This is a genomic window from Mesorhizobium sp. M0040 (genome assembly GCF_040323505.1).
Taxonomy (GTDB): domain Bacteria; phylum Pseudomonadota; class Alphaproteobacteria; order Rhizobiales; family Rhizobiaceae; genus Mesorhizobium.
In genome coordinates this window covers 106,732-130,839 of record NZ_JAMYVA010000003.1, presented here as the reverse complement: position 1 = coordinate 130,839, position 24,108 = coordinate 106,732, and the positions used below count along the sequence as shown (strand labels likewise).

At 60.5% G+C, this 24,108-nt stretch carries 26 protein-coding genes, 2 tRNA genes and 1 pseudogene; 14 read left to right on the top strand and 15 right to left on the bottom strand.

From position 1 onward, the window contains the following. Positions 1-30: 30 nt before the first annotated feature. Positions 31-1,356, top strand: coding sequence for a tyrosine-type recombinase/integrase (locus NKJ91_RS03945; RefSeq protein ID WP_352454530.1), 1,326 nt, complete (start codon positions 31-33; stop codon positions 1,354-1,356). A 532-nt stretch (positions 1,357-1,888) separates the two neighbouring features. On the opposite strand, the gene NKJ91_RS03940 is transcribed toward NKJ91_RS03945, so the two are convergent. Beyond that, a complete protein-coding gene (locus NKJ91_RS03940) occupies positions 1,889-2,095 on the bottom strand; it encodes a helix-turn-helix domain-containing protein (protein ID WP_502903551.1) in 207 nt (68 codons plus the stop codon). A gap of 156 nt (positions 2,096-2,251) precedes the next feature. On the opposite strand from NKJ91_RS03940, the gene NKJ91_RS03935 reads away from it, so the two are divergent. Then, positions 2,252-2,917, top strand: a complete 666-nt coding sequence (locus NKJ91_RS03935; protein ID WP_352454529.1) for a hypothetical protein — start codon at positions 2,252-2,254, stop codon at positions 2,915-2,917. Positions 2,918-3,273: 356 nt separating this feature from the next. Here NKJ91_RS03935 and NKJ91_RS03930 read toward each other — a convergent pair whose 3' ends face one another. Together NKJ91_RS03930 and traA are read right to left on the bottom strand one after the other, a co-directional pair. Then, the gene (locus NKJ91_RS03930) at positions 3,274-3,486 is read right to left on the bottom strand and encodes a helix-turn-helix transcriptional regulator (RefSeq protein ID WP_352454528.1); all 213 of its coding nucleotides are present in this window, start codon (positions 3,484-3,486) and stop codon (positions 3,274-3,276) included. A 129-nt stretch (positions 3,487-3,615) separates the two neighbouring features. Then, positions 3,616-6,615, bottom strand: a complete 3,000-nt coding sequence (gene traA, locus NKJ91_RS03925) for a Ti-type conjugative transfer relaxase TraA (RefSeq protein WP_352454527.1) — start codon at positions 6,613-6,615, stop codon at positions 3,616-3,618. A gap of 172 nt (positions 6,616-6,787) precedes the next feature. On the opposite strand from traA, the gene NKJ91_RS03920 reads away from it, so the two are divergent. From NKJ91_RS03920 to NKJ91_RS03910, 3 genes and pseudogenes are all read left to right on the top strand, one after another. Next, a complete protein-coding gene (locus NKJ91_RS03920) occupies positions 6,788-7,114 on the top strand; it encodes a conjugal transfer protein TraD (RefSeq protein WP_352454526.1) in 327 nt (108 codons plus the stop codon). Between the two features lies 1 nt (position 7,115). Then, positions 7,116-7,415 carry a conjugal transfer protein TraD gene (locus NKJ91_RS03915; RefSeq protein ID WP_352454525.1) on the top strand — a complete coding sequence of 100 codons (300 nt, stop codon included), beginning with the start codon at positions 7,116-7,118 and terminating at the stop codon, positions 7,413-7,415. A 105-nt stretch (positions 7,416-7,520) separates the two neighbouring features. Next, a pseudogene (locus NKJ91_RS03910) lies at positions 7,521-8,204 on the top strand (recombinase family protein); the annotation flags it as partial. A 289-nt stretch (positions 8,205-8,493) separates the two neighbouring features. Here the strand turns inward: NKJ91_RS03910 and NKJ91_RS03905 are convergent. From NKJ91_RS03905 to NKJ91_RS03890, 4 genes are all read right to left on the bottom strand, one after another. Beyond that, complete coding sequence (locus NKJ91_RS03905) at positions 8,494-8,883, bottom strand: hypothetical protein (protein WP_352454524.1); 390 nt, start codon at positions 8,881-8,883, stop codon at positions 8,494-8,496. Between the two features lie 179 nt (positions 8,884-9,062). Beyond that, a complete protein-coding gene (locus NKJ91_RS03900; RefSeq protein WP_352454523.1) occupies positions 9,063-9,686 on the bottom strand; it encodes a hypothetical protein in 624 nt (207 codons plus the stop codon). A gap of 379 nt (positions 9,687-10,065) precedes the next feature. Beyond that, positions 10,066-10,479, bottom strand: coding sequence for a hypothetical protein (locus NKJ91_RS03895; RefSeq protein ID WP_352454522.1), 414 nt, complete (start codon positions 10,477-10,479; stop codon positions 10,066-10,068). Positions 10,480-10,524: 45 nt separating this feature from the next. After that, positions 10,525-10,908 (bottom strand): SOS response-associated peptidase family protein, encoded by a 384-nt coding sequence (locus NKJ91_RS03890; protein WP_352454521.1) that lies wholly within the window; start codon positions 10,906-10,908, stop codon positions 10,525-10,527. An 81-nt stretch (positions 10,909-10,989) separates the two neighbouring features. On the opposite strand from NKJ91_RS03890, the gene NKJ91_RS03885 reads away from it, so the two are divergent. Continuing rightward, positions 10,990-11,163 carry a hypothetical protein gene (locus NKJ91_RS03885; protein ID WP_352454520.1) on the top strand — a complete coding sequence of 58 codons (174 nt, stop codon included), beginning with the start codon at positions 10,990-10,992 and terminating at the stop codon, positions 11,161-11,163. A 38-nt stretch (positions 11,164-11,201) separates the two neighbouring features. Here NKJ91_RS03885 and NKJ91_RS03880 read toward each other — a convergent pair whose 3' ends face one another. From NKJ91_RS03880 to NKJ91_RS03870, 3 genes are all read right to left on the bottom strand, one after another. Next, on the bottom strand, positions 11,202-11,477 hold the full coding sequence (locus NKJ91_RS03880) for a hypothetical protein (RefSeq protein WP_352454519.1): 276 nt from the start codon (positions 11,475-11,477) through the stop codon (positions 11,202-11,204). Between the two features lie 96 nt (positions 11,478-11,573). Further along, on the bottom strand, positions 11,574-11,708 hold the full coding sequence (locus NKJ91_RS03875; protein WP_352454518.1) for a YHYH domain-containing protein: 135 nt from the start codon (positions 11,706-11,708) through the stop codon (positions 11,574-11,576). Positions 11,709-11,851: 143 nt separating this feature from the next. Next, complete coding sequence (locus tag NKJ91_RS03870; protein WP_352454517.1) at positions 11,852-12,142, bottom strand: hypothetical protein; 291 nt, start codon at positions 12,140-12,142, stop codon at positions 11,852-11,854. A 621-nt stretch (positions 12,143-12,763) separates the two neighbouring features. Here NKJ91_RS03870 and NKJ91_RS03865 point away from each other — a divergent pair. Beyond that, positions 12,764-13,048: a hypothetical protein gene (locus NKJ91_RS03865; protein WP_352454516.1), complete on the top strand. Its 285-nt coding sequence runs from the start codon at positions 12,764-12,766 to the stop codon at positions 13,046-13,048. 419 nt (positions 13,049-13,467) lie between these two features. On the opposite strand, the gene NKJ91_RS03860 is transcribed toward NKJ91_RS03865, so the two are convergent. The 4 genes from NKJ91_RS03860 to NKJ91_RS03845 form a co-directional block, all read right to left on the bottom strand. Continuing rightward, on the bottom strand, positions 13,468-13,752 hold the full coding sequence (locus NKJ91_RS03860; protein ID WP_352454515.1) for a hypothetical protein: 285 nt from the start codon (positions 13,750-13,752) through the stop codon (positions 13,468-13,470). A 640-nt stretch (positions 13,753-14,392) separates the two neighbouring features. Continuing rightward, positions 14,393-15,280, bottom strand: a complete 888-nt coding sequence (locus NKJ91_RS03855) for a hypothetical protein (protein WP_352454514.1) — start codon at positions 15,278-15,280, stop codon at positions 14,393-14,395. Between the two features lie 169 nt (positions 15,281-15,449). Beyond that, entirely contained in the window at positions 15,450-15,965 is a 516-nt protein-coding gene (locus tag NKJ91_RS03850) for a hypothetical protein (RefSeq protein ID WP_352454513.1), read from the bottom strand. Positions 15,966-16,246: 281 nt separating this feature from the next. Further along, positions 16,247-16,321: transfer RNA gene (locus tag NKJ91_RS03845), tRNA-Asn, on the bottom strand. Between the two features lie 220 nt (positions 16,322-16,541). Between NKJ91_RS03845 and NKJ91_RS03840 the strand changes: the two genes are divergently transcribed. Further along, complete coding sequence (locus NKJ91_RS03840; RefSeq protein ID WP_023676401.1) at positions 16,542-16,802, top strand: hypothetical protein; 261 nt, start codon at positions 16,542-16,544, stop codon at positions 16,800-16,802. 64 nt (positions 16,803-16,866) lie between these two features. Here NKJ91_RS03840 and NKJ91_RS03835 read toward each other — a convergent pair whose 3' ends face one another. Then, positions 16,867-17,067 carry a hypothetical protein gene (locus NKJ91_RS03835; protein WP_156937330.1) on the bottom strand — a complete coding sequence of 67 codons (201 nt, stop codon included), beginning with the start codon at positions 17,065-17,067 and terminating at the stop codon, positions 16,867-16,869. Between the two features lie 217 nt (positions 17,068-17,284). Between NKJ91_RS03835 and NKJ91_RS03830 the strand changes: the two genes are divergently transcribed. From NKJ91_RS03830 to NKJ91_RS03805, 6 genes are all read left to right on the top strand, one after another. Continuing rightward, a tRNA-Cys gene (locus tag NKJ91_RS03830) sits at positions 17,285-17,358 on the top strand. 89 nt (positions 17,359-17,447) lie between these two features. Next, the gene (locus tag NKJ91_RS03825) at positions 17,448-18,116 is read left to right on the top strand and encodes a protein-L-isoaspartate O-methyltransferase family protein (RefSeq protein ID WP_352454512.1); all 669 of its coding nucleotides are present in this window, start codon (positions 17,448-17,450) and stop codon (positions 18,114-18,116) included. A 186-nt stretch (positions 18,117-18,302) separates the two neighbouring features. Then, a complete protein-coding gene (locus NKJ91_RS03820; RefSeq protein WP_023676398.1) occupies positions 18,303-19,694 on the top strand; it encodes a TolC family outer membrane protein in 1,392 nt (463 codons plus the stop codon). A 199-nt stretch (positions 19,695-19,893) separates the two neighbouring features. Continuing rightward, positions 19,894-20,742 (top strand): PopZ family protein, encoded by an 849-nt coding sequence (locus NKJ91_RS03815; protein WP_352454511.1) that lies wholly within the window; start codon positions 19,894-19,896, stop codon positions 20,740-20,742. Positions 20,743-20,875: 133 nt separating this feature from the next. Further along, on the top strand, positions 20,876-21,205 hold the full coding sequence (locus NKJ91_RS03810) for a zinc ribbon domain-containing protein (protein WP_352451398.1): 330 nt from the start codon (positions 20,876-20,878) through the stop codon (positions 21,203-21,205). A gap of 114 nt (positions 21,206-21,319) precedes the next feature. Further along, positions 21,320-24,103 (top strand): valine--tRNA ligase, encoded by a 2,784-nt coding sequence (locus NKJ91_RS03805; RefSeq protein ID WP_352454510.1) that lies wholly within the window; start codon positions 21,320-21,322, stop codon positions 24,101-24,103. Positions 24,104-24,108: the final 5 nt, after the last annotated feature.

Here is a 24,108-nt window from a genome sequence, read left to right as displayed (position 1 = left end):
GATCACGCGAACCGGTTGGTCGAGGTGCGGATGCCGCAGATCGAACTTACGGACAAACTTTGCCAGTCTGCGAAGGCGACATCTGGCCGAAAGGTGGACTACTTTGACACGCTCGTAAAAGGGCTCGTCTTGCGTGCGTCGGCAGGCGGAACGAAGTCCTGGTATCTAGTCTATGGCCCGCCGGCGAAACGCCAATGGCTGAAACTCGGCTCCTATCCGGATGTATCGCTTGGAGGTGACAGGGGAGCCCGCCAGCGCGCGGGGGATGCGCGCGCCAAGGTGGGGGATGGAGGCGACCCGGTCGCCGACAAGAAGGCGCAGGCCGCTTCCCAGACCGTTGCCGACTTGGTCGACAACTACATCAAGCGCCACGCCTCGACCAAGCGCTCGGGCGACGAGATCGCCCGCCGCCTTCGCAAGAATGTTTCCGGCCGGAACGCCGACGGCGGGAAGTTGGAGAAGAGTTCCGTGGGGTGCATTGGCGACGTCAAGCTTTCCGAGCTGCATCGCCGCGATATTACGAAAGCGATCGACGCCCTGAAGGACCGGGGCGCCGACGTTGAGGCGAACAGGCTTTTCGAAGATGTCCGCGCCATGATCCGATGGGCTAGAGGCAGGGGCGACCTTGATCAGAACCTCGTCGAGGGCATGCGCAAGCCCACCGAGACAGTTGAGCGCGATCGTGTGCTATCACCCGACGAAATCGGATCTATGTGGGGAGCCTTGGCACACGCTGATATGCGGGAGTCGACGAGGCGCGTCATCCGCTTGTGTCTTGTCACCGCGCAGCGGGTAGGCGAGATCTGCGGGATGACAGTTGGCGAACTCGATCTCGACAGGTCGGTGTGGACTATTCCATCAGTACGTTCAAAGAACAAACGCGAGCATGCGGTCCCTCTATCGCCAATCGCCGCTATGATCATTCGCGACCAACTTGCCGACGTGAAAGCGCTTGCCGAGCGTAAGGGCAGGGCCATGCCCGCATTTGTCTTCCCTGGACCTGGAGCCTATGCGCCTGTGACCGGTGCCGCGATCGCCAAGGCGATCAAGCGTGAAGAGATCATGAAGCGCGGTAAAGCGACGATCTTGGGCGTTGAGCCTTGGACCTCACACGACCTTCGTAGGTCGGCGGCAACGCATATGGAAGAACTCGGCATCTCGCCTTTCGTCATAGGCCACGTTTTGAATCACGTAAGCGCGACGAAGGCTAGCATCACCAGCCGCGTTTATGCTCGCTACGATTACATGAGAGAAAAGCGAGAAGCACTCGCCCTTTGGGCTGATCGATTGGTCGGAATTGTCAGCGGTGGCGCTGAGATCGTGCCGATCGGCTTGGTGGGCGCTGCGTTACCCTGACTTCCGCCGCGTCGTATGGATTGTCGGGAAGGGCGTCAGGCTCGTCTCCATCACGTAGGAGACCTTTCAATGCAATTGTCGCCCAAAGAAGGATTGCTGTTCCCAAGGAAGCAGCAGTCGCCAGCGCGAACGTTCCGGGTTGGAAAAAATACGTCGTCGCACTGCCAAATATAGCTCCGACAAAGGCCGCAGAAATTCCCCAAGCAAACGAATAGGCGAAAGCTCGTCTAACGGACCAAATGCCAGCTGGCTTCGATGATACTTTGTCGGAATTGCGGATGACATTGTCTTGCCGCTCAAGCTCTTCGAAGCGGGCAGGGGCAAAAATAGCTAGCCAAGACAACTTAACAATACGCCAAGGGGATGCCGGCGTTGGTGTGGTTGATGCCAATGCTTCTCATCCTATTCGCAAGGTCGGCGATATCGTATGCGAAATGTCAGCGAAGTCTCTCTAAATCCGTCCGCTGACCTGTTCTTTCTACCAATCGCGACTGCCAATCAAGCGAGGCCCGGCCCACACTGCCCGCCGCCTCTAATTTCGCCTGGCCAAGCGCACACCAGGGCCTCCGCCGTTTTCTGCTATGAATTCGATTCCTGCCGCCTCAAAGGCGGCACGTACCGCTTGAAGCGTTTTGGATTTGAGGCGATCGCCTTGTTCCAGACGAGTAATCGTTTGCGTGGCAACTTGCGCTGCTTCGGCCAATTCACGCACTCCCCAGCCAAGCGCCGCCCTCGCCATCCTGCACTGGACAGGATGTATTTCATCACAGGGTGATGATTTCTGTTGCCCGTCCACGTTCCGACCTGTAGTCTATCAACCCACAAAAGACGGCCGGAAGGTGCTCGAACACCCACTCCGGCCTGACCACAACCTAAGCTTCAGGGAGCTCGGATCATGGCTGATTCCGACAATAGCATGAGTTTGTCGTTCGTCACCCGGCGGCGCTTGCTGGCGGGCACGGCGACGGCCGCACTGGCATGGCCTTTCCAGGTAAAGTCGCGGGCCGCCGAACTGACGGACGGCAGCAGTGCGGCCGATCCTGCTCTTCGTCTGTGTCGGAACTGGCAAAAGATCCACAATGAGACACTGGCGCTGTGCCGCGAACAGCAGCGGTTGGAGACATACCTCGCCAGGACGGTCGGCTTTCCCTGCGCCAAGGTGCGGCTTGCCGATGGTACGGACGTGACACTCCATTCCATCGAGAGCTTGAACGATGCCTACTCTCCTGAAAATGAAGTCGAATGGGGCAGGGCGCTCGGGGATTTCGCGGCGCACCAGGCGCGCTGGGACGCTGCTGATGCTGAGATCGGCTATTCGAGAACAGACGAACTGATCCGGCAATCGGAAACAGCCGAAAGCGCACTTCTGGATGATCTACCGCAGACAGCGGCCACCTCCATCGAAGGCATTTTGGCAAAGCTCAAGGTCATCCTGCGTGACGGTGAGCACTGGGAACATCCAGACGATTTCCCTTGGCCGCATATCCGATCTGCGCTGGATGACCTCGCCCGCCACCGATCCGGCGACGATCGCCGGCTCGAGCGGGCAACCGTTAGTTGACGGCCCTTATAGGCGGTCAGGAAGCAGTCTGCCTCGAAGGAAGCCTGATCGGTGGCAGCCGTCACGGCCGCTTCGCTGAGCGCTTGCGGTGTCAGCCTGAGGGGCGGCACCGATCCGGCGCGGGCTCGGAAAGCAGATAAGCGGCCATTTGTGTGCGGTTCGATCCAAAGTTGCCCTGCTTGAGCAACCCGTCTTGATGGGCGCGAGGCCGACTATCGTTTCCGGTTTGCCGTGTTCGTTCGCCTCGGCGATGGTCCTAATGGACATGGCCCACATGGGCGCAAGCAATAGCCTCGCCGCCGTGACCGCTGCGTCTCGATGAAGGCCAGCTTTCCGCGCAGTGTGCATCACCCTCATCACACCTTGTCGCCCTGGTCTTGCGGTCGCCACGAAACGGGATTGGTGATCCAGCGACTAATGTCGGACTCATGCCAGCCTGCACCGTGGATGCTGATCTGGATCTGGCGTGGGAAGGTGCCTTCGGCGATCTTGCGATAGATCGTGGACCGAGACAGACCGGTCCGGAAAAGGACCGTTTTCAGGCGGATGATCCGGTCTGGTTCAGGCATGGTCGCGCTGCCTCTTGCTGGTTGTTTTTGACTGCTCCTGATCCAGAGAGGACAGACACCTACGGGCGCGCAAGAGGGTTTTTCGCGTCGTCGCACCCCGGCGTGGAAACGGCGGCGAATCGGACGTGTTCAGATTCCAATGCCACGGCCTCTGCCGATGCCGTGGCTGAATGCGAGTTCCGTAGCGAGGCCACGGCCGGAATCTGTATGAATGCCAAGATCGCGTTTGCGGTTGGCAAGGAGGGATTCCAGTTGAGGATCGCGTTCGAGGCTTTTGGCCATGTCGGACATGGCCGAGCGGGTTGACTTGTAACCGGACATGTCGCCGACCCGGTATTGGTGCTGGCTCGTTCGGTCGAGCTGTTGCCAGCGTTCCATAAAACGGTCGGCGCGGACGCTCGGATCGGTGTTCAGTCCGGTGCGGATTTCCGTTTCAAGCTGGAGAGCCAGGACAATGCGGTTGACCCGGCCGGCCGCCGCTTCACGAACCAGTTCAGGGTTCTTGACGTATGCCGCTTCGGCATCGCGCCAGCCATGGGGCCGAACCTTCTCGAAAGCGCTGCGGGCATCTCGCAATTCGGGCATCTGCTCGGGACTACTCTGCCCGTCCGCGTTTGCGGTGTGCATGATAGCATCGATCGCGCGCGCATGGCGCACAAGCGCGTTCGTGCGAGCGCGCCGCAACGCCGCTTCCGGGTCCATCGGCATATCCGTGTCGCGCCGCGCTCCCCTACCGGGAGCTTCTCTTCCCGGCCTGCGAGCACGCTCCCGTCCGGGCTCGGCGTCTCCGGGTGAGCGCAACCCGTCCAGCAGCCCGTCGATCCGGTCGCGGAGCTTTTCCGGAACAATCTGGCGCACGATCTCGACCACGCGCTCCCGGAAAGTGATTCCGCGCCGCTCTGCATAGCTCTGCGCTGGGTCGATCTGCTCGTAGTCCGACGCCATTTCCTTGGCGCGGTCGCGTGACAACGTGCGAACCAGCCGATCCTGTGTGGCGAAGTCATCGCTGCCGTAATGCAGGTCCATCCCGTCTCGATGCCGCGATAGCGCAACGTAGCTCCCGTGTGCGTCCATGCCCGGCGTCGCCAGCACATGGGTGCGGTCAACCGTCATGCCCTGCGCCTTGTGGACGGTCGCGGCATAGCCGTGGTCAAAGTGGGCGTAGTCTTTCAGATCGAAGCGCACCGACCTGCCGTCGTCAGTGCGCACTGTCATGCTCTGCGTGCTGACCTCTTCGATCATACCAAGCGTGCCGTTCTTTACGCCGAGCCGACGCTCGTTGCGCAGGAACATGACGCGGTCGCCGCTGGCGAAGTTTCTTGCACCGCATTCGACATTCACTTGCACATCGTCGCCGAGATCTCCGGCTGCGCGCAAGCGCTCGCGCGCCGCCTTGTTCAGCGCGCGCACTTCGTCGTTTGTGTGGGTGAGAATGATCCGGCTTGCTTCAGGGTGCATCTGCCTGTCGCGATCCCAGCGCTCGACCAGATCTCTGCGCGCCTCGTCGCGCGTCGCCGCCTGATGCACCATGCCTTGCCCGTCATAGATGTCGATCGCAGCGCCGACCCTGCTGGTTGCCAGATCGCGCGTAGCGTCTCGCTGCCAGTCTTGGCGCTGCCGGCGCACCTGGCCGATCTCGACGCCGCCGTGACGCTCATGGATGGAGCGGAATGCAGCGCCGGCCTCGATCGCCTGCAACTGCTGCGGATCACCGACCAGCACGACCTTTGCGCCAACGTCCGCCGCATGGAAGAGCACGCGCTCCAACTGGCGCGTGCCGATCATGCCTGCTTCGTCGATCACCAGGACATCGCGCGCGGTGAGCAAATCGCGGCCCTGTCCCCACCCATGTTCCATGCTGGCGATGGTGCGCGAGGCAATGCCTGATCCGCCTTCGAGATTCTCTGCGGCAATGCCGGAGAGTGCGGCGCCTTTAACCTCATAGCCCGCTGCCGCCCATGCCTGGCGTGCAACGCCGAGCATCGCGCTCTTCCCCGTGCCGGCAAAACCAACCACGACACCAAGACCGCGGCCGTCGGTGATGTGATCCAGTGCATCGGCCTGCTCGCCTGACAGAACAAGCCCGCGCTTCTTGGCGTGTGCCAGAGCAGCATTGCGATCCTGATCATTCACCGCATGGCGCTCATCTCTGGCCATGCGTTCCGCTGCGCGATGCAGGCGCTGTTCGGTATCGATCATTTGCCGGGTGGTGAATCGGTCATCGCCGCGTCTGTCCTTGCCGAGTTCGACCAGATCAGGCGCGCTGCCGATCGCACCCATTACCTGTTCGAACTGCTCGAGCCCATCGCTGTGCCGATGCGCGAACTTCGCCATGTCGCGGCGGGTGAATGTCGATTGCTGATGTGTGATTGCATCCAGCGCCAAGGATGGATTCGCAATGATGCGCACGCCATTGTTGCGCGCGATCTCGCGGTGCAGTTCGGCGCGATCGGCTTCAATGCCGGCAGCATCGAGGCCGCTGTCCTCAATGCGTTGGGCCGGCGCACCGATCTGGGTCTGCGGCTCCAAGGCGATGCCCTGCGCTTCCAGACTGCGATGATCGATGCGGGCGTCGATGTCGAGTTCGGCCAAGCGTTCATTGGCCAGTTCCGCCCATCGCTCGCGCCAGCGCTCGACCAGTTCGGTGCGGTTCCAGTCGCGCACCTTTGCCCCGAAACCGTTCTCATCCACGGACCGCATGGCGAGCATGACATGGGCATGCGGTTTTGGACTGCGGTCCTCTGCCCTGTCCCAATGCACATTGAGATCGGCGATCATGCCCTGGCTGACGAACTCCGACTGCACGAAGTCGCGCGCCAACTCGGTGCCTTGCGCCTGGCTGAGTTCGCGCGGGAGGGCAAACTCCACTTCTCGGGCAAGCTGCGCGTCCTTGCGCACCTCGAACGCCTCGACATCGTTCCAAAGCCTCTCGCGGTCGCGCCAGACCTCTGGTGCATCCTCCGGCAACATCACCTCGGAATGGACGACACCGCGCTTGGCGGAGAAGTCGTGGCTGCGTTCGATCCGCTCGTCGCGCAACCGCGAAGCCGAGCGGTAGGCGGCAGACGCCACGGCGCTGGAGCCGGCCTTGCGGCCAATGACTTTGACGTGAAGATGATAGATCGCCATCGCGACCAGATCATTTGCATGTCAAAGCGCACGTCGGCACGACGTATAAGCGCGCCCTCCCTCGAAAAATTCTCGGGATGGACCAGCCCGTCCCGGGCTGTCTCGGCGACCCTGAAGCCTTCCGGCGGACGCTCGCCTATCATTGCCGCACCCACAATCAATGGAGACAGCCATGCGCAAACCACGAGACTTCGACGCCGAACTGAAGGTGCTGGAAGAAAAAGCGCGAGAGCTCAAAACCAGAAAGGTGCAGCAACTCGGCGAACTGGTGATCGCCACCGGCGCCGATGCGCTCAGCGCCGAGGAATTGGCAGGTGCGCTGATCGTGCTGGCGGAGACCAAAGAAGCCGGAAAGCGGGAGGCATGGGCGAAGCGCGGGGCCGCCTTCTTTCAAGGCCGGTCGGGGCGAACTGCACAGGCGACTGACCGCGACGCTGACGGCACTCCGGCGCGATCGGACAGACCGCAACCGGTATCAGGCGGCACGGGCGCGGCATGATATGCGCACATGGCAGGTAGAACGCCGTAAGCGCACGCGGCATCTGATCGAACTGGGCGGCTTAGTGATCAAGGCCGGGATTGTGGACCTCACCGGCGATGATCGCGCCATCATCCTCGGCGCTCTGCTCTGGATGGCCGACAAGCTCAAAAGCGATCAGGGTGTACACTCCCGCGAGCTATGGGCCGCAAAGGGGAGGCAGGCGTTCGAGGCGTACGCGGCAACACACAAAGGGGAAACGGAGTCTGAACCATCAGAGGCGGAACACGCTCCGTTCCGCTCGTCAACGCTGGAATGCTGAAGGAAACGATATGACAAGCGGGCGGCAGGCTATGAGTGGTAAGGCTTTGAGGCAAGCTGTGGCTTATCGTCGTCCGCAGCCAACGTTGGCGCTGACAAAGACAACGAGAGGCGCCAAGGCGAAGCTGTTGAGGCTTTTGCCCGTTCGACTGGGTACGAAATCATCGAGAGCTACTACGACGCGGCGGTGAGCGGTGCCGATGCGGTCACGGCGCGCCCCGGTTTTTCCGCAATGCTCGAGCGCCTTGTGTCAAATGGCGTGCGCACCATTCTCGTCGAGACCGCATCCCGCTTCGCCCGTGATCTGATCGTTCAGGAGACTGGCTACGAGATGCTGAAATCACGTGGCATCGAGCTGATCCCGGTTGACAGTCCCGACAGTTTTGTCGGCAATACCCCGACGGCGAACCTGATCCGCCAAGTGCTCGGCGCGGTCTCGGAGTTCGAGAAGGCGATGCTGGTGGAGAAGCTCAGGGGAGCCCGCGAGCGCAAGCGCCGCGAGACCGGCAAGAAAGTCGGGGGGCGACCGAACTATGCCGAAATTGACGGCGGGCTTGAGATGATTGCGCTGGCAAAGAAGCTGCACCGTTATCCGGTCAATGGCCACCAGCGTACCCTGGCCGATGTTGCGAAGGCACTGGCCGAGGCGGGATACCTATCAAGTGCCGGAACGCGGTACACACCGACTGCCGTCTCAAGAATGCTGGCATCAAGGGAAATTGCGCTCACGAAGTCGCGAAAGGTCGAGGCCAAGTCATCGCCTTCGACCCTCGAAGAGCGAGGTTGCTGAGCCCGAAATGAATACACCGCTCGGATCGCGCTGGTAGCAGGCACCCGCCCGGCGGGTTTGTCGGTGGCGGGGAGGGGCGGGCTTTGAGGGGCCCCTGTCAGGCGTATGCCCCCTCGCTCTCAAAATGGGTGATCGCGTTGAAGGCAGGGATCACTACTGAACAGAAGCCGCCGCAAGGTGCGAAACCGCCGATCGTCACGACCGGTCTCCCGGCCCGACGGTACATGCCGCCCCGGTAATCTGTGGGCGGGGGCGGGGTGGCTTTGGACGGTGTGTGTTTGCCAGCGCCTCAACGGGCGAGGGACATAGCGCCCAAGATCAATCCAAGCGCGCCAAGCGCGACAGACCACACGGCGAGCCATGCCGGAACATGCACGGCTGGATCAGGCACCGACAGATACCAACGAACCCTGCCGCAGAATCCCACTCGTGTCAGCGCCAGATCAATGGAACCGCCCTCAACAACGCCAAGGTCGGCGCGCTGGTCGATATCCAGCAGTATCTTGTCAACCTCGTCCTCGTGCCCGAGGACGCTCGCCAGAAACGACTGATCGCCGCTGGAGATCTTGAAGACAGTGAAGCGTTTCGCCCCGTCGCGCCGGCTGTAGTGAACCCGGACTCGACCTCGGCCGATATCATCGAACGGCGCCTTTCCAACTTTGAACTGGTAGCTCGCCATACTTTGGCCCCTTGCTCCTATGCCGCCCAACGAGGTCTCGGGTAGTGTGTCAAACCTCTCGCATGTGCTTCAAACGAGACATTCGCATTCTAAGCCTGGGCGACCGCTTGTGGCGACACGGGGCTCAACCATGAACGCAGTAGAAACAGCTGGCCAGACCATTTTGCGGCGCGGTGAGTTCAAGGCCGGTAGAACAGCACGTCAAGCATTGCAGCGCGCGCTTCCCAAAGTTCTCCGTTAGTTCCGTCGGGCTTGTCCGCATTGTACCAGACCGAAAGCCGGATCGGATCGACTATCCGTGCACGCAATTTGTCGCGCTCGGTGTCAGCCAATCCACTGAGCTGCTCCAGATCGCTCCGGGCTTTTGCCTCGTCGTCTTTGTTTCGCAAACTTTCGGCTGCCGCCTTGAGATTCCCGAGCTCTTGCTGGAGTGCTTTAGTTTGGTTGGCGAAGTTGGCGTACTGCACCTCGCGCATTGTGCTGGCACGCTCCAATCCGAGTAGAACTGTCTCAAAAGTGATGCCGGCCAATACGAGTAAAAACGCCAGGATAACAGGTTTCCAAATCCACGAGGCGCCGAACAGAAGCGTGGCGATTGGGATTTTCGTCAGCTCAGCAATCGCGATCATGAAGAAGGGGGCACTCGCAAGGACAAGGTCCATTGAGTCCGCCGCCTCATTGGCAACAAAGCCGCGGTAACTCAGCGCGACGCCGGTTGCTAGACCGATGATCGCCGCAACGATTTCAAGTGCCCACGCACCGCGATAAGTCCACTGGCCATAGCTCGCCAGTTTCTGGCTCATTGCCGTGTACATATACAAATCCCCACCCTTGCCCAAACCCATCTTGACATGCGACGCTGGTGTTTGCAGCAAAATTTACGGCTAGATACAGCGTAACTTGGAACAGGGTGAATAACCGGCGATCCGGCAACAAAGTTGTTGCGTCTGCTAGACTGATTTATTTCGGGTGGCGCCATGTCTCGGCAAGCGCTTCGTTAGGACGCGTGTTTTGATTGTTCGTCGACGAGCACCAAGGTCAAGGCGCTGGCGATGGCAAAAGAGATCGGCGACAAGTCCCTAGGGGCGACTCGCCGCCGCCGTGAATGGAGCGGCGGGTGCTTGGCGCGCCGGTGCAGCTATCACGGGTTTTGCACAGAATTAGTTTCCTGAGCGGCCGCGATCATTCCATATCCGGAACTTCGCCACTGACAAAGAGCGTCGTGGGCGGTCCATAATCGCCCATCGCGGGATCAGCATCGCGGCTCCATGCTATGACGCCGACGTGCTGCCCCGCCAGTGCCTTGGCCGTGCGGGTAGCTCGGTCCTCGCTCTGCTGATCTGTCGGGCCGTAGGCGGTGAATAACTCACCATCGTCGCCGCGGTCGAACGCAACGACCACGATCAAGCTTCGGCTTCTTCTGACCGGGTAGCAGGTGGTCGTACATGGCAGCTCCTTACAGATGCCGATCGCCGTCGGCGCGGTGAGCAAGGCAGAACCAATGCGACGGTTGTCTCGGTCGGGCAAAGCCGAACGGGGCACCTTTGCCGCGACCAGCATGCTCGCAGACGTGGTTCTCAATTCGCGGTCGGTCACGCGGAACTGCAGTCATGCCTTCGGCAAGCCTGGCAGGCTCGTCGCTCATAGGAGTGCAATCGGCTCGATAAGCCCGGCATAATCATTGGGCTGCTTGTTGACGGCCGCCGCATTGACTTCCCTGCCTACGCGATAGAACTGCAGGTTGCCGTCAACGTCGTGGCTGAGAATATCCTTCAGGTCACCAGTTGGCGTCTTCGGGTCGAGCCAGTGATCGTAGTAGGCCGGATCAAGGATAAGCGGCTGGCGATCGTGGACCAGATTGACGGGCGCCGCCGGTCGGTGTTCTTCACATGCGTTCCTGACTACGAAGGCCAGCAGCGGGAGCGAAACCGCGACTGGAAACCGACCTTCGACCGGGACAAGCCAGCTTGACGGAACGTTAGCGACAGCTAAAAGTTGATGCTGGCGGCAGGTGGTGCCCTCCATCGCCTGACGAAGATCGGATATCCGATCGGCCCGCGCTCTCCGCCAGAGGCGCGGGCTTTCACTCACCTGAGAACGCACGCGATGGCCGACAAGCCCGTCACAACCTACATCGTCAGCGTTTTCGATAAGCCGCACTGGCGCACGATCCTGACCACCAAGGACAAAGCCGAAGCGGACGCGCTTGAACAGGCGATGGTCCAGGATGGTGTTAAAGCGAAGATCGAAGAGACCACGCCGAAGGCGAAGAGGCGTTAAGCGGTCTGGCGAGGCTTTGGCGACGGGTCGCGCGCGTCTCAGTCCACGATGTCTTCGCCTTCATCGTCTTCTTCCGAACCGCGAGACGGATCTTCGACGAACGTCTGGCAGCCCTCATTGAAGGATTGGCTGTTTGAGCTGCAGTCACGTTCGTTGGAAATCTGGTTTTGCTCGGCCCAGTCGAAGCCCGCTTTATGGCCAGAACAATCCTCAGTGCAATCATTTCCCCCGAAGGTCTGCTGCGCAAGGCACGGAGTTGCTAGCGCCAGCGTAGTCGCCAGGGTCGCCAAGGAGGCAATCGTTCGAATTCTCATCTGCAACTCCAAAAAGGAACAAGCAGGCGCCAGCGCCTCCACAAGGTCTCGTTGGAGTCGCTGACCGACGCCCGGCAAAAGATGCTCATGAGCTAGCTAGTGGCAATGATACTCGCCGGTCTTGTGGTTCGTATGGCACCCATTGGCATCAGTGCCGCCGCTGTGTGCAAAGGCGTTGGTCGCAAAGGCCACTGTAAATGCTGCGAAAGCAGCAAAAATTGCTATTTTCATTTTGTCCCCCTAAGTAATTTGGACAAAAGAGCACTATCGCCGCACCAACACAACTGCCGGCGTGGAAATAAATGGAAGCGAGCCATTGTTGATTAATATTGATCGCCACAACCCTCGATGGGGGACCACTGAAAATCATGGGCTCAGGCTCTTCCGTCGGTCTCGCTGTCGTCACCGAACTCGCGGACCGGCAGATAGGCATTCGTTTCCAGCCACTCCTGCAGCACGATCTCAATGAGATCTGACAGACCGATCTTCATCTCGGCCGCGATGGAGTTCAGCGCATCTTCGGTCGCCGGCTCCAGCGGCACACCAGCGACGTTCCTGAGCATCAAGGCAGCGCGGCGAAGGATGATCTGCAGATCAGCACGCGAGATGTCCGCGATGCGGTCGGCGGCGCTCTCAAGCTCTTCTGCGATAGAAAGGCGGCTCATATCGATTGTGCGCCAGCATCAACAGAACAAGGGGCAGCGCATCGTCGGGTATGAAGATCACACCTTCGTAGCCACCTTTGACACAATCCAGAGAGCCGACGTTTTCTATGTTCCTGTTGCCCATCCGCTTGTCTTCGCGGAGGTAGGGACTGGCATATATGCGGATCTTTGTCTTCAAGCCCGCTTTGGCGGATCTCGACCCGCCTTGGACGAGCGCTCCGATGATTTCAAGTGATCGAAGCTCGCTGAGGGGATCCGGATCTTCCTGCCTAAACGCAGCTCCCAGGTACTAGTCCCACTTCCAGTTGTCGATCGCGACATGAAGCCAGAAGTCGGGGTCTATATTTTTCCGCGACCTCGCCATGTCAGTCAGCTTCGCCGATGCCTGACCCGCCCGCAAGGTAGCCCCGTGCGGGGCGCATTCACGGGCGCGCGGGCCGTTCAACATGATGGATGCCCTCATGGACATGTGCGAGACGCATTTCTGCAAGCCAACCGACGACAACGTCATCGTCACCAGATCGGAAGCTGCCCGGCTTTTTTTCATCGCCTGTCAGGCAGAGGCACAAACTGAAGAAAGCCTATTACGAGGCTTGGGACAACGAACGCGGCGAAGGCGGCTTGCCCATCGCTGGTCAACTCGGCGCCTTGATCGCCGCGCACGTGGGGGCTCTGGCGGCATATGATGCCACGCCCGGCGACAACCCGAAGTCGCCGGGCGTGGCGCGGGCCAACGCGCTCGTCACCAAGACGCGCCAAGCCCTGTTCGATCATCGGCCGACGAACATGGCCGAAGCCATGCGCAAGGGCCAGTTTATGGCATCGTGCAGGACGTTCATCGAATGGGATGACTTTGATCAGGTCCAGTTGATCAAGGCTCCGACGCCGGGCGGGGAAGGGCATTAGCGGCAAAGCAAGGCACTCGGGCCCGTTGCCTCACGGCGGCGGGCCTCGATTTAGTTGCCTACCATCAGCATGCAAGCGGCCAACACTTCGCGGATGGTCGTTGTTCCCGTCACGCAGGGTGGGCGAACGTCGCCGCAACACACGCTTGAATGTCAACGCGGTGGGATTGGTAGTCTTTGCTCGTTGCGGCACTTGTTCCGACGATCAAGTCGTGGACGAAGCCGGCGCGGTCCGAAACTGATGCCTCGCTATATTGGTCGCAGGTCGAAGTTAACTTCAGCCCACCGAAATCGTTGGCCAATGCCGGCAGAGATGTGAGGGCCAACAAGCATCCGGCAATTGTACTTTTGGGCATTCTGGCTTTCCTTGATCGGTCGCGACAGGTCCTGTCGCTTCCACACGATGGCGGGCCTACCCGCTCAAAGTTCGGGCCTGAACGAACCTTGCGGCCTCGAACTAGGAAAAGGGCCTTTGTCGCCGGTAATTTTTCCACACGCAAGCCACGCCAACCAGGCGATCAGGGGCGACGACACCACAAAAAAGATTCGAGATACAGGGACATAGTTCGACAAGAGGGCCAGTGCACCAAAAACGAGAACGGCAATAAGAAAGGCTATTGGCGGGCAGAATATACACCCAATCATCTGCCTAGAGTCCTGCTGCTCGAGTTCTTTGGCACGCTTAGCGATCTGATCGTTGACCATACCAAGTTCCTCAGTCGGCGCATATCGCGTGGAAGCCGATAGTCGCAGGAAAGAGTTGACACCGCAATTGGCACCGCATGCCTCACGGTGGCGAGCCTTTTACGGCTGCTTCTTCTGCCTGTTGTAAGGACGTTGGTTAACAGGCTTAAGCGATATGCCTTGATCCGATGCCTTGCCCTGAATAGCGGCTGGTGTCCGCTCCATTTTGAGGGCGATCACTCTCGTCGGAGTATTCTCCTTCGCAAGCTGCTTCAATATTTTGACTTCGTCCGGGGTCCAGGGTGTCCGGTGCTGCTTAGGTTCTTTTCCCATCGGTATTGCCCTTCCACATGTCGCGTCCATGTCGCACGGACCAGCCGATAGTCGCAGGAAAGAAATGGCACCGCAATTGGCACCGGACGCCAAGGCTTTGCCGCAAGGTGGCGGGCTATGCGCGTTCTGGCTCAGGGTTTCCTGTTCGAAAACGCGAACTCGGTGCTGGTCTTAACCTCTACCGTCTTTAGGGGGTCACCCAAAACCCGTTCGATGTCTCGGGCTCGATAGGAGCCTGTCTTGTGAAAATGCATCTGCATTTCCCGGATCCATTCCGCGCCGGACCTGTCTTGATCGATGGCAACGGTCTGCCCAGGCACTTTGCTCATTAGGATGCTCCCTCCGTGATGGCTGAATCCCAGTCTTTATGGCGAACCCATCGGAACGGGCGGTCCGCCGTAATAACTGCAATTTCGATCGGACCGCCACAGATTTGTGAGAAAGTTGAGAATTTGAGTGCTTTGATTGTGCTGGCGATGCATGCGTGGATGAAGTCCAAAGCATCACGGATCGGCACAATCGGGTGTGCCAATTCCTGCTGCGCGAGTATGGCTGCGAGCTCGGCTTCCGACCCGTTCCATTTGCCCGACGATAAGATCGCCTGCCTCAAGCCGTCGTCGCAGCCAAAGATGAGGCGCTGAATCATATTCGGCGCACCCCAAAATTGATATCCACCTGATATCTGTATCGCCGCCGGCTTGCCGGCAGGGGGATCAAACGCCATCGTGAACGCGGTCGGAATTCTGTCGGGCGCAAGATACCCTCCAAGGCAAAAGCCCACGAACAGCCCTTGTTTCAGGACAGCAAATTCCTCTTCCTCGTCCTTGGTCCTAGCATTATGTGCCTGCGGTCCGGCGGGATTAAAGGCCGGCCGCACGGCAAGCGCCTTAGCAGAAGTGATCAATGGGCCATGTGAGGGAGAATTCGTGTAGGCGTCCCAAAATCGATCTATCCAAAGATCGGCTACAGCAGAGACACTTGCTGGAGGGTTCGCCGCAAGCTCATCAGCAACAAGAGCTATCAGCCTACGGTAGCTTGTGAAGCCCAAGCCTCCCAGCCCCCAGGTCACCATCCCAAGCGTGCTGTGCTCGCCAACCTCAAACAATTTTTGGACATGGTTGAAGTAGTGAGGCCCGCTGGCATTGCCGTATGTTGAAGTGCTGTCTGCGCCCAACACGACACCTTCTGGTGAAACATAGCATGCTGCGATGGTCAATTTGCTCTCCCCCCGGAAAGCTTATCCATGTCCTCAATAGCACGATTCTAGCCGATGATAACCGAAGTAGATTACCATCGGTTAATTCTGCGCGCGGTGTTAGATGGGTCGTCCCACGCAGACCCATTGGCCCGCTGCCTCACGGTGGGCGGGCTTTCTACTTCAAACATCATGTCTGGCTGGCCGAGCGGAAGCCAAGTAATACCCATCTCAAGGCGGCGCCGAGCACCAGCAGTATCAATGGGGGGAAAACGCCGAGATATAGGAAGGTCTCAACACAAGATTTTCGATACTCCGAGTCGATCCTTGTTCGTTCAGATTCAAGATAGGAGGTCACCTTTTGCAGCTTGCTGGATTGCGTCGGTACATCATCACCGACGTCGGCGTAGTAGGTTGCACCTCCGGGATAGACCAACATAAGTTGTCTTTCCGAGATGCCACCTTCGGCGCCTGCTTCGAGAACCTTAGCTTCGTCTGACCAAGGCTTCAGCGCGGCAATTTCACCGTTATGCCTGACCGCAATTCGGAGCTCAGGAAAATAAGGTCTGCCTGAGAAATTTGCGTAGACGCCTATGCCGACCCAAACAATGGCAACCAGCAGCCATAGCCGGAAAAATCCTCGTCTCCACCGCAATTGTGTATCCCCCGTGATCGCCGATAGTCGCAGGAACGCGGACGAAATCAATCAGTCTGCCGTTCACGGAAATTCGCAGGCGTTTATTCGGCTGACATTCGACGGAAGAGGGGAGAGAGCCGCTAAGTGCTTGAAGCCTGGTACGCCAAAGAGGAATCGAACGCCGTTACCCGCCGTGAAAGGTAGTTGGGCGATCCTGAAGTTCGTGCAAAGCCTTCCGTCACGCCGATCGCAGCCATCATCAGGCCCATAGCGAAACAAGATTCTGTAGATATGCTGTAGATCAGCCGCTTTTCGGAGATCTTAAGAACAGACTAAGCCTTTGAAAAGATTGGCTCCCCGGGCCGGATTCGAACCAGCGACCAACCGGTTAACAGCCGGTTGCTCTACCACTGAGCTACCGGGGAACAGAGGCTCTTGCGTGAGTGGGGCAGCCTATAGCAAACCCGTTTCGGCTTTGCAAAGAAGCATTTCGCATTTTTTCGGTGCTTTTTGGCGCAGGGCTTGCTGGCAATGGCCGGCGAGCGCCCTCATATGAGCTATCTCTCGCCTGTCACGGAACAGAAAAGGCCGTTGCGGCTTTCTCCGGCTGATGGTGCTACTGATGCAAACGGATCGACATTTCACATGACGGCAATGAGCGACGAACAGCCACCGGCCCGGAAAATCTCGGTCTTCGGCCGCCAGTTCACCATGCCGCGCTCGCGCGGCCTCAGGATTGCGATCGGCGTTGTGCTGATCATCGGCGGCATTCTCGGCTTCCTGCCGATCCTGGGTTTCTGGATGGTACCGATCGGACTGCTGGTGCTCTCCTACGAATTTGCCCTGGTGCGTCGTCATCGGCGCCGCTTCGTCGTCTGGTGGGAGCGACGGCGCCGGCCTGACTGAGATTGCCCCGCTGACGGCCGCCAGCCTGCCATATGTCGGCGAGCGGCGTCGTCCGCCCATACGTTTACCGAGGTTGGTCGAAGCAGCTCTCCAGACGTTCGCAAAGCTCCTTGAGAACGGCGGTAGCCGATGCCAGCCGCGCCCGGTCGCGCGGCGGCAGGCTGTTTGCGCCTTCTATGCTGAGGCGGTCGATGGCATAGCGCACAAGCTCTGCAGACTGCGACAATCCGCGCGACGTGCCGTCCTTCGTAGCTGCTCGACGCATGGCGGAGCCTCCTCTTTGCCCAACGTGGCCGCCGGTTTCGGGTTCCCGCCGCCCAGAATCATGCTTAACGATAAGCTAATATGTTATTGCTAACATGGGCATTGCGTTGATAAGGCAGGGCATGGAATGTCGAGGAACCGTTGGGAATGCATGGTGGCCGCTTGACGGCATTTTCGCCGCAACCTATTGGAGCCGGGTGGAACGCCGGGAGCAATGAGGCCTCGTGGCGGAGTGGTTACGCAGAGGACTGCAAATCCTTGCACCCCGGTTCGATTCCGGGCGAGGCCTCCAATGCCCGAGCTCCCGCGCGTCAGCGCCAGGGGGCTTCAGTTCCGGTCGAAACAGCCGCGGCCTTTGCGCGGCAAGCGGATGGTTGGAACATGAGCGCTGATTTTGCCGAACGCCGGGTGAAGATGGTCGACGGCCAGATCCGCACCACCGACGTGACCAGCGCACCGTTGCTCGAAGCGATGCTTGTCGTGCCGCGCGAGGCCTTTGTCAGCGCCGGCCAGCGCGATCTTGCCTATATCGATGAGGACATCCGCATCGCCGACACGGCCGATGGCCCGCGCTATCTCATGGAGCCGTCGCCATTGGCCAAGCTGATGCAACTGGCCGATATCGGCCCAAGCGATTCGGTGCTCGATGTCGGCTGCGGCACCGGCTACTCGGCGGCGATCCTGTCGCGGCTGGCAAGCTCCGTGGTGGCGCTGGAAAGCGATGAGGCGCTGGCCGAGACCGCCACTTCGACGCTCACGGCGCTGGGCTGCGGCAATGTCACCGTGGTCCACGGGCCGCTGCCGCAAGGCCACGCAGATAAGGCGCCTTACGACGTCATCCTGATCGGCGGCAGCGTCGGGGAGGTGCCGGCGGCGCTGTTCGACCAGCTTGCCGAAGGCGGCCGACTCGTCGCCGTGGAGGGGCAGGGCAATTCGGGCGTAGCCCGGCTTTTTTTTAAGACTGGAGGGGTTGTAACGGGAAGACGCGCATTTAATGCGGCAATTAAGCCACTACCGGGATTCGAACGCATTCCCGCCTTCGAATTCTGAGTGATTTTGCCTTGCAGCGAAGGCGCTGTCATGATCGCTTGCGTTTGAACAATCGTTGCTGATCTGCATAACCGGGCGTTTCTGGGGGCTTTCAGCGGGGGAACGATAAAAAACGCGGCGCCGGCTGATCAGAAGGAGAAGCCAGCGTGGCGCAGTTCCCGTGCAAAACGAATGAGGGAATATAACGTGCCGTCTGTACGCAAGTTGCTTTTTACCGCTGTCCTCGTTTCGGCGACAGCGCTGTCTCCAATGGCCGCCTCGGCCGAAACCATTCTCGGGGCCCTTTCAAAAGCCTATCAGAACAATTCCTCGCTCAATTCGACACGCGCCGGCGTTCGCGTCACCGACGAGGGCGTTGCAATCGCAAAGTCCGGCTGGCGCCCGACCATCACCGGTTCCGCGGACATCGACTACACCAGCACCCATATCAATGGTACTAGTCGAACCGCGCGCATAACTACCGGCAACTTTGGCGTCCAGATCAATCAAACCCTGTTCGACGGCTTTCAGACCAGGAACAACGTCGCGGCCGCCGAAGCGCGGGTCAGCGCCTCGGTCGAGAGCCTGCGCAACACCGAAGAAAACACCCTTTTCAACGCGGCAAGCGCCTATATGGACGTCATCCGCGACCGCCAGATCGCGGTGCTGACCGAACAGAACCTGCAGTTCCTGACCGAGCAGGCGCGTGCGGCGCGTTCGCGCTTCGAGGTCGGCGAAGGTACCCGCACCGACGTCGCGCAAGCCGACGCGCAGCGTGCCTCCGCGGTGGCGCAGTTGAGCGCCGCCCGCGCGACGGCGCTGGCAAGCGCTGCGACCTATCGCCAGATCGTCGGCGACGAGCCGGGCAGGCTCAGGCCGGCTTCGCCGCTGTCGAAGCTGTTGCCGTCGAGCCTCGATGCAGCGATCGCGATCGCATCGGCCGAACATCCGGCCATCCTCGCCACCGAGCACCTGGTCGACGCGGCGGCGTTTTCGGTTAAATCGGCCGAAGGCGCGCTGCTGCCGCAGCTTTCGGCTAGCGCCGGCGTTTCCGGCGACTATCGCAACACGGTTCCGGGCGTCCTTGGGGCATCGCAGGATGGCACAAGGACGTCGGCGAACATCGGCGCGACACTGACCGTGCCGATCTATTCCGGCGGACGGACCTCGGCGACCGTGCGCCAGAACAAGGAATCGCTCAGCCAGGCGCGGATCGAAGTCGACGTGAGTCGCGACCAGGTGCGCCAGGCCGTTACCTCGGCATGGTCGCAATACACCGCCGCGCAGCAAAGCGTCACGGCCAACCGGCAGGTGGTCGCCGCCGCGCAGCTTGCCCTGAACGGCGTCATCGAAGAGCGCAATGTCGGCCAGCGCACCACGCTCGACGTGCTCAATGCGCAGGCGACCCTCATCACTGCCAAGATCAATCTTGTCAGCGCCGAACGCGACGTGGTGGTGGCGAGCTATGCCATCCTCTCGGCGGTTGGCCATTTGTCGGCAGACCGCCTTGCGCTCAATGTGACGAAGTACAGGCCCGAAGAGCATTACAACGCCGTCAAGGACAAGTGGATCGGCCTGCGCACGCCGGACGGCCGCTGATCGCCAAGCCATGTTTTCAGCCCGCGCTCGAACGACGCGCGGGCTTTCAACTCCCGACCCTAATCTGTTGAAATCCGAGATGTCGCCAGATTGGGGATTCTCGCAAGCCGTTCCGTCGGTTACGCTGTTGCCATGATTCGAATCCGGCATTGCCGGACAGGAAATCTGAGAACGAGTCACAAGGGCGGCGGATGTGACGATGGCGACGGCAAGCAGCGTACAGCGCGAACCTTCCATGGAAGAAATACTGGCTTCCATCAGAAGGATCATCGAGGACAGCGATACCGGCCGCAAGCAGCCGGGCGACGCGGACGAGCTGCGCCAGGATCTGCAACCGGCGCCGGCAGCCGGACGGGCAGCGGAGGGGGATGCGTTCCGCTCCGAACTGCGCGGCGGACTGGAGATCGCCAAGCCGGCCACGCGCGCCGAGGTGCAGCCAGCGGCCGCGCCGGTCATTGAGCGCCTGGAAACGCCGCTGCGTCCCGGCCCGGTAAAAGCAGCGGTGACGCCGGCTGAGGTGAACACCGCTCCCGAACCGCCCGCAAAGCCGGATCGGCCTGCGACGGCCAAGATTGCCGAAACGACCGACACCATCATCGCCGATTGGCGGCGCGAGATTGCCGCGGTTGGCGACGCGATGGCCAAGCCGGAGCGCGCCGAGCCACTCCGGACGCCGGACGCCGAGCCGAAAGCCGAGGTTTTCGAGAACGAGGCGACTGCTGGACCTGTGCCGGAGCCTTCGGAAATTGGGCCGGAGCCTTCGGAAAGCGGCCCGGAACCTTCGAAAATCGGATTGGCGCGTCCGGCGGCCAGCGAGGCGCCGCCCGCACGTCCGGCAATCCTTTCGGAGCATACGGGCCGGCAGGTTGCCGCCGCCTTCGGCGAGCTTTCCGACGCGTTTGCCAGCCGCAGCAAGAAGACTTTCGACGAGATGGCCGAGGAGATGCTGCGGCCCATGCTGCAGGACTGGCTGGACAACAACCTTCCGACGCTGGTCGAGCGGCTGGTGCGCGAGGAAATCGAGCGCGTCGCGCGCGGCGCGCAGTAGCAGCTTTCCGGCTTGCGGGCCTAGTTGCGCACAGCCGATGTCCTGAAACGGCCGAATTGCATTAAGCGTCCGCGCGAGGGCGAGTTGCGCGCCACGCATTTCGCCGGAGCAGCCCGCCTGCTATCGTCGATCGATGAACCGCAAACAGACCTACAGCTATCGATTGCGATCTTGGGTGCCCATGCTTACCGACGAGGAGTATCGAGAGATCGTCGGAGACCCTGCGGCACTTTACTTTCAAACCAAGAGATTCATTTCCAAGAATGGCTTCTGGAAGGAAATGAAACATCCGGCTGCCGATCGCTATCGCGAACGCACCGGGGTCACGCTTGGCCACACGTACTGGCTTCTGCACGTCCGCCGTTCCGACTATGGCCCCGATTGCCCGGCCTGCGGAAAACCATACCGCACGCCAAGGGCGAAATTCTGTGCCGAATGCGGGCATGGGCTTGCCGCCAAGTAAAGAACTCATCAGGGCAGCTAGGTGGAACAAACCCGCCGCCCTTGCGGTTGACTTGGCAACAACCTTCCGATTTACACCGGACCACAAATTCCGGACAGCGCGGACCGTTTTCCCATGCTCGAAAAGACCTACGACGCGAAAGCCGTCGAGCCGAAGATTGCCAGGATCTGGGAAGAGGCCGACGCGTTTCGGGCCGGTGCCGGGGCCGAGGAGGGGGCTGAAGCCTTCACCATCGTCATCCCGCCGCCGAATGTCACCGGCTCGCTGCATATGGGTCATGCGCTCAACAACACGCTGCAGGACATTCTGGTGCGCTTCGAGCGCATGCGCGGCAAGAACGTGCTGTGGCAGCCGGGGATGGACCATGCCGGCATCGCCACGCAGATGGTGGTCGAGCGCCAGCTGATGCAAAATCAGATCCACCGCCGCGACCTGACGCGCGATGAGTTCATCGACAAGGTGTGGGAATGGAAGGCAGAATCCGGCGGCGCCATCCTCAACCAGCTGAAGCGGCTCGGGGCCTCGGCCGACTGGAGCCGGGAGCGCTTCACCATGGACGAGGGCCTATCCAAGGCCGTGCTCGAAGTGTTCGTGACGCTCTACAAGGAAGGGCTGATCTACAAGGACAAGCGCCTTGTGAACTGGGACCCGAAGCTGTTGACCGCCATCTCGGATCTCGAGGTCGAGCAGCAGGAAGTCAACGGCAACCTCTGGCACTTCCGCTATCCAGTCGAGGGCATGACCTTCGATCCGGAAAATCCGAAGACCTTCATTACCGTTGCGACGACCCGCCCGGAGACGATGCTGGGCGATACGGCTGTCGCAGTCCACCCCGACGACGAACGTTTCCGGCATCTCGTCGGCAAGAACCTCATCCTGCCGATCGTCGGCCGCAGGATCCCGGTGGTGGCGGACGAGTATTCCGATCCCGAAAAAGGCAGTGGTGCGGTCAAGATCACGCCGGCGCATGACTTCAACGACTTCGAGGTCGGCAAGCGCCACCGGCTGCCGGCGGTCAACATCCTTACCGTCAATGCGGCGGTGAGCCTCAAGGACAATGAGGACTTTCTCGCCGGACTGGAAGTGACGCCGGAGCGCCAGGCCGTCTGGGACAGCCTCGACGGCCTCGACCGTTTCGATGCGCGCAAGAAGATCGTCGAGCTGATGCAGGCGGGCGGCTTTCTCGAGAAGGTCGAACCGCATCGCCACACGGTGCCGCACGGCGACCGCGGCGGCGTGCCGATCGAGCCGTTTCTGACCGACCAATGGTATGTCAATGCGGCGGAACTGGCCAAGCCGGCGATCGCCTCGGTGCGCGAGGGCCGCACCAATTTCGTGCCCAAAAACTGGGAAAAGACCTATTTCGACTGGATGGAAAACATCCAGCCCTGGTGCATTTCGCGCCAGCTCTGGTGGGGCCACCAGATCCCTGCCTGGTACGGGCCGGACGGGCATGTCTTTGTCGAAAAGACCGAGGAAGAGGCGCTCGGTGCCGCCGTCGAATACTATTTGGCGCTGGAAGGGCCATGGAAGGCCTGGGTCGAGGACAAGCTCGAGAATTTCAAGCCTGGCGAGATCCTGACCCGCGACGAGGACGTGCTCGATACATGGTTCTCGTCGGCGCTGTGGCCGTTCTCGACGCTTGGCTGGCCGGACCAGACGCCGGAGCTGAAGACCTATTACCCGACCGACGTGCTGGTGACCGGTTTCGACATCATCTTCTTCTGGGTCGCCCGCATGATGATGATGGGCCTGCATTTCATGGACCAGGAGCCGTTTCATACCGTCTATGTCCATGCGCTGGTTCGCGACAAGAACGGGCAGAAGATGTCGAAGTCGAAAGGCAACGTCATCGATCCGCTCGAGCTCATCGACGAATACGGCGCCGATGCGCTGCGCTTCACCTTGACGGTGATGGCAGCGCAAGGGCGCGACGTTAAGCTCGATCCGGCCCGCATTGCCGGTTATCGCAATTTCGGCACCAAGCTGTGGAACGCGACGCGCTTCGCCGAGATGAACGAAGTGGCGCGCGACGACGATTTCTGGCTGCATGACGCCAAGCTGGCGGTCAACCGCTGGATCCTGACGGAGCTGACGCGAGCCGCGCGCGACATAACCGACGGTATCACCTCCTACCGCTTCAATGAGGCGGCGGGTGCCGCCTACCGCTTCGTCTGGAACCAGTTCTGCGACTGGTACCTGGAACTGCTGAAGCCGGTGTTCATGGGCACCGACGAGGCCGCCAAGGCCGAGAGCAGGGCATGCGTCGCCTTCGTACTCGACGAGATCTACAAGCTGCTGCATCCGATGATGCCGTTCATGACCGAGGAACTGTGGGCCGAAACCGCCGGCGAGGGCAGGCAACGGCAATCGCTGCTTTGTCATGCGGCATGGCCGTCGCCCGACTTCGAGGACGAGGCGGCCGCCGCCGATATCAACTGGCTGGTCGACCTTGTCTCCGGCATCCGCTCGGTGCGTTCGGAGATGAACGTGCCGCCGGCGGCTATAGCACCGCTCGTGGTGATCGGCGCCAACGACGCGACACACGAAAGGCTCGAGCGTCAGGGCTCGGCTATCAAGCGTCTGGCGCGGGTCGGCGACATCTCGCTCGCCGAGGCGCCACCGAGGGGATCCGCCCAGATCGTGGTCAACGAGGCGACGATCTGCCTGCCGCTCGGCAGCCTGATCGACCTTGCCGCCGAGGCAGCGCGCCTGCACAAGGAGCTTGCGAAGGTGACCGAGGAAATAGCGCGGCTCTACAAGAAGCTGTCCAACGAGAAATTCGTCGCCAACGCGCCGGAAGAGGTGGTGGAGGCCGAGCGTGAAAAACTCGCCGAATATCGCGAGGCGCAAGAGAAGCTTTCGGTGGCATTGGCGCGGGTGCGCGATGCCGGTTGATCGAA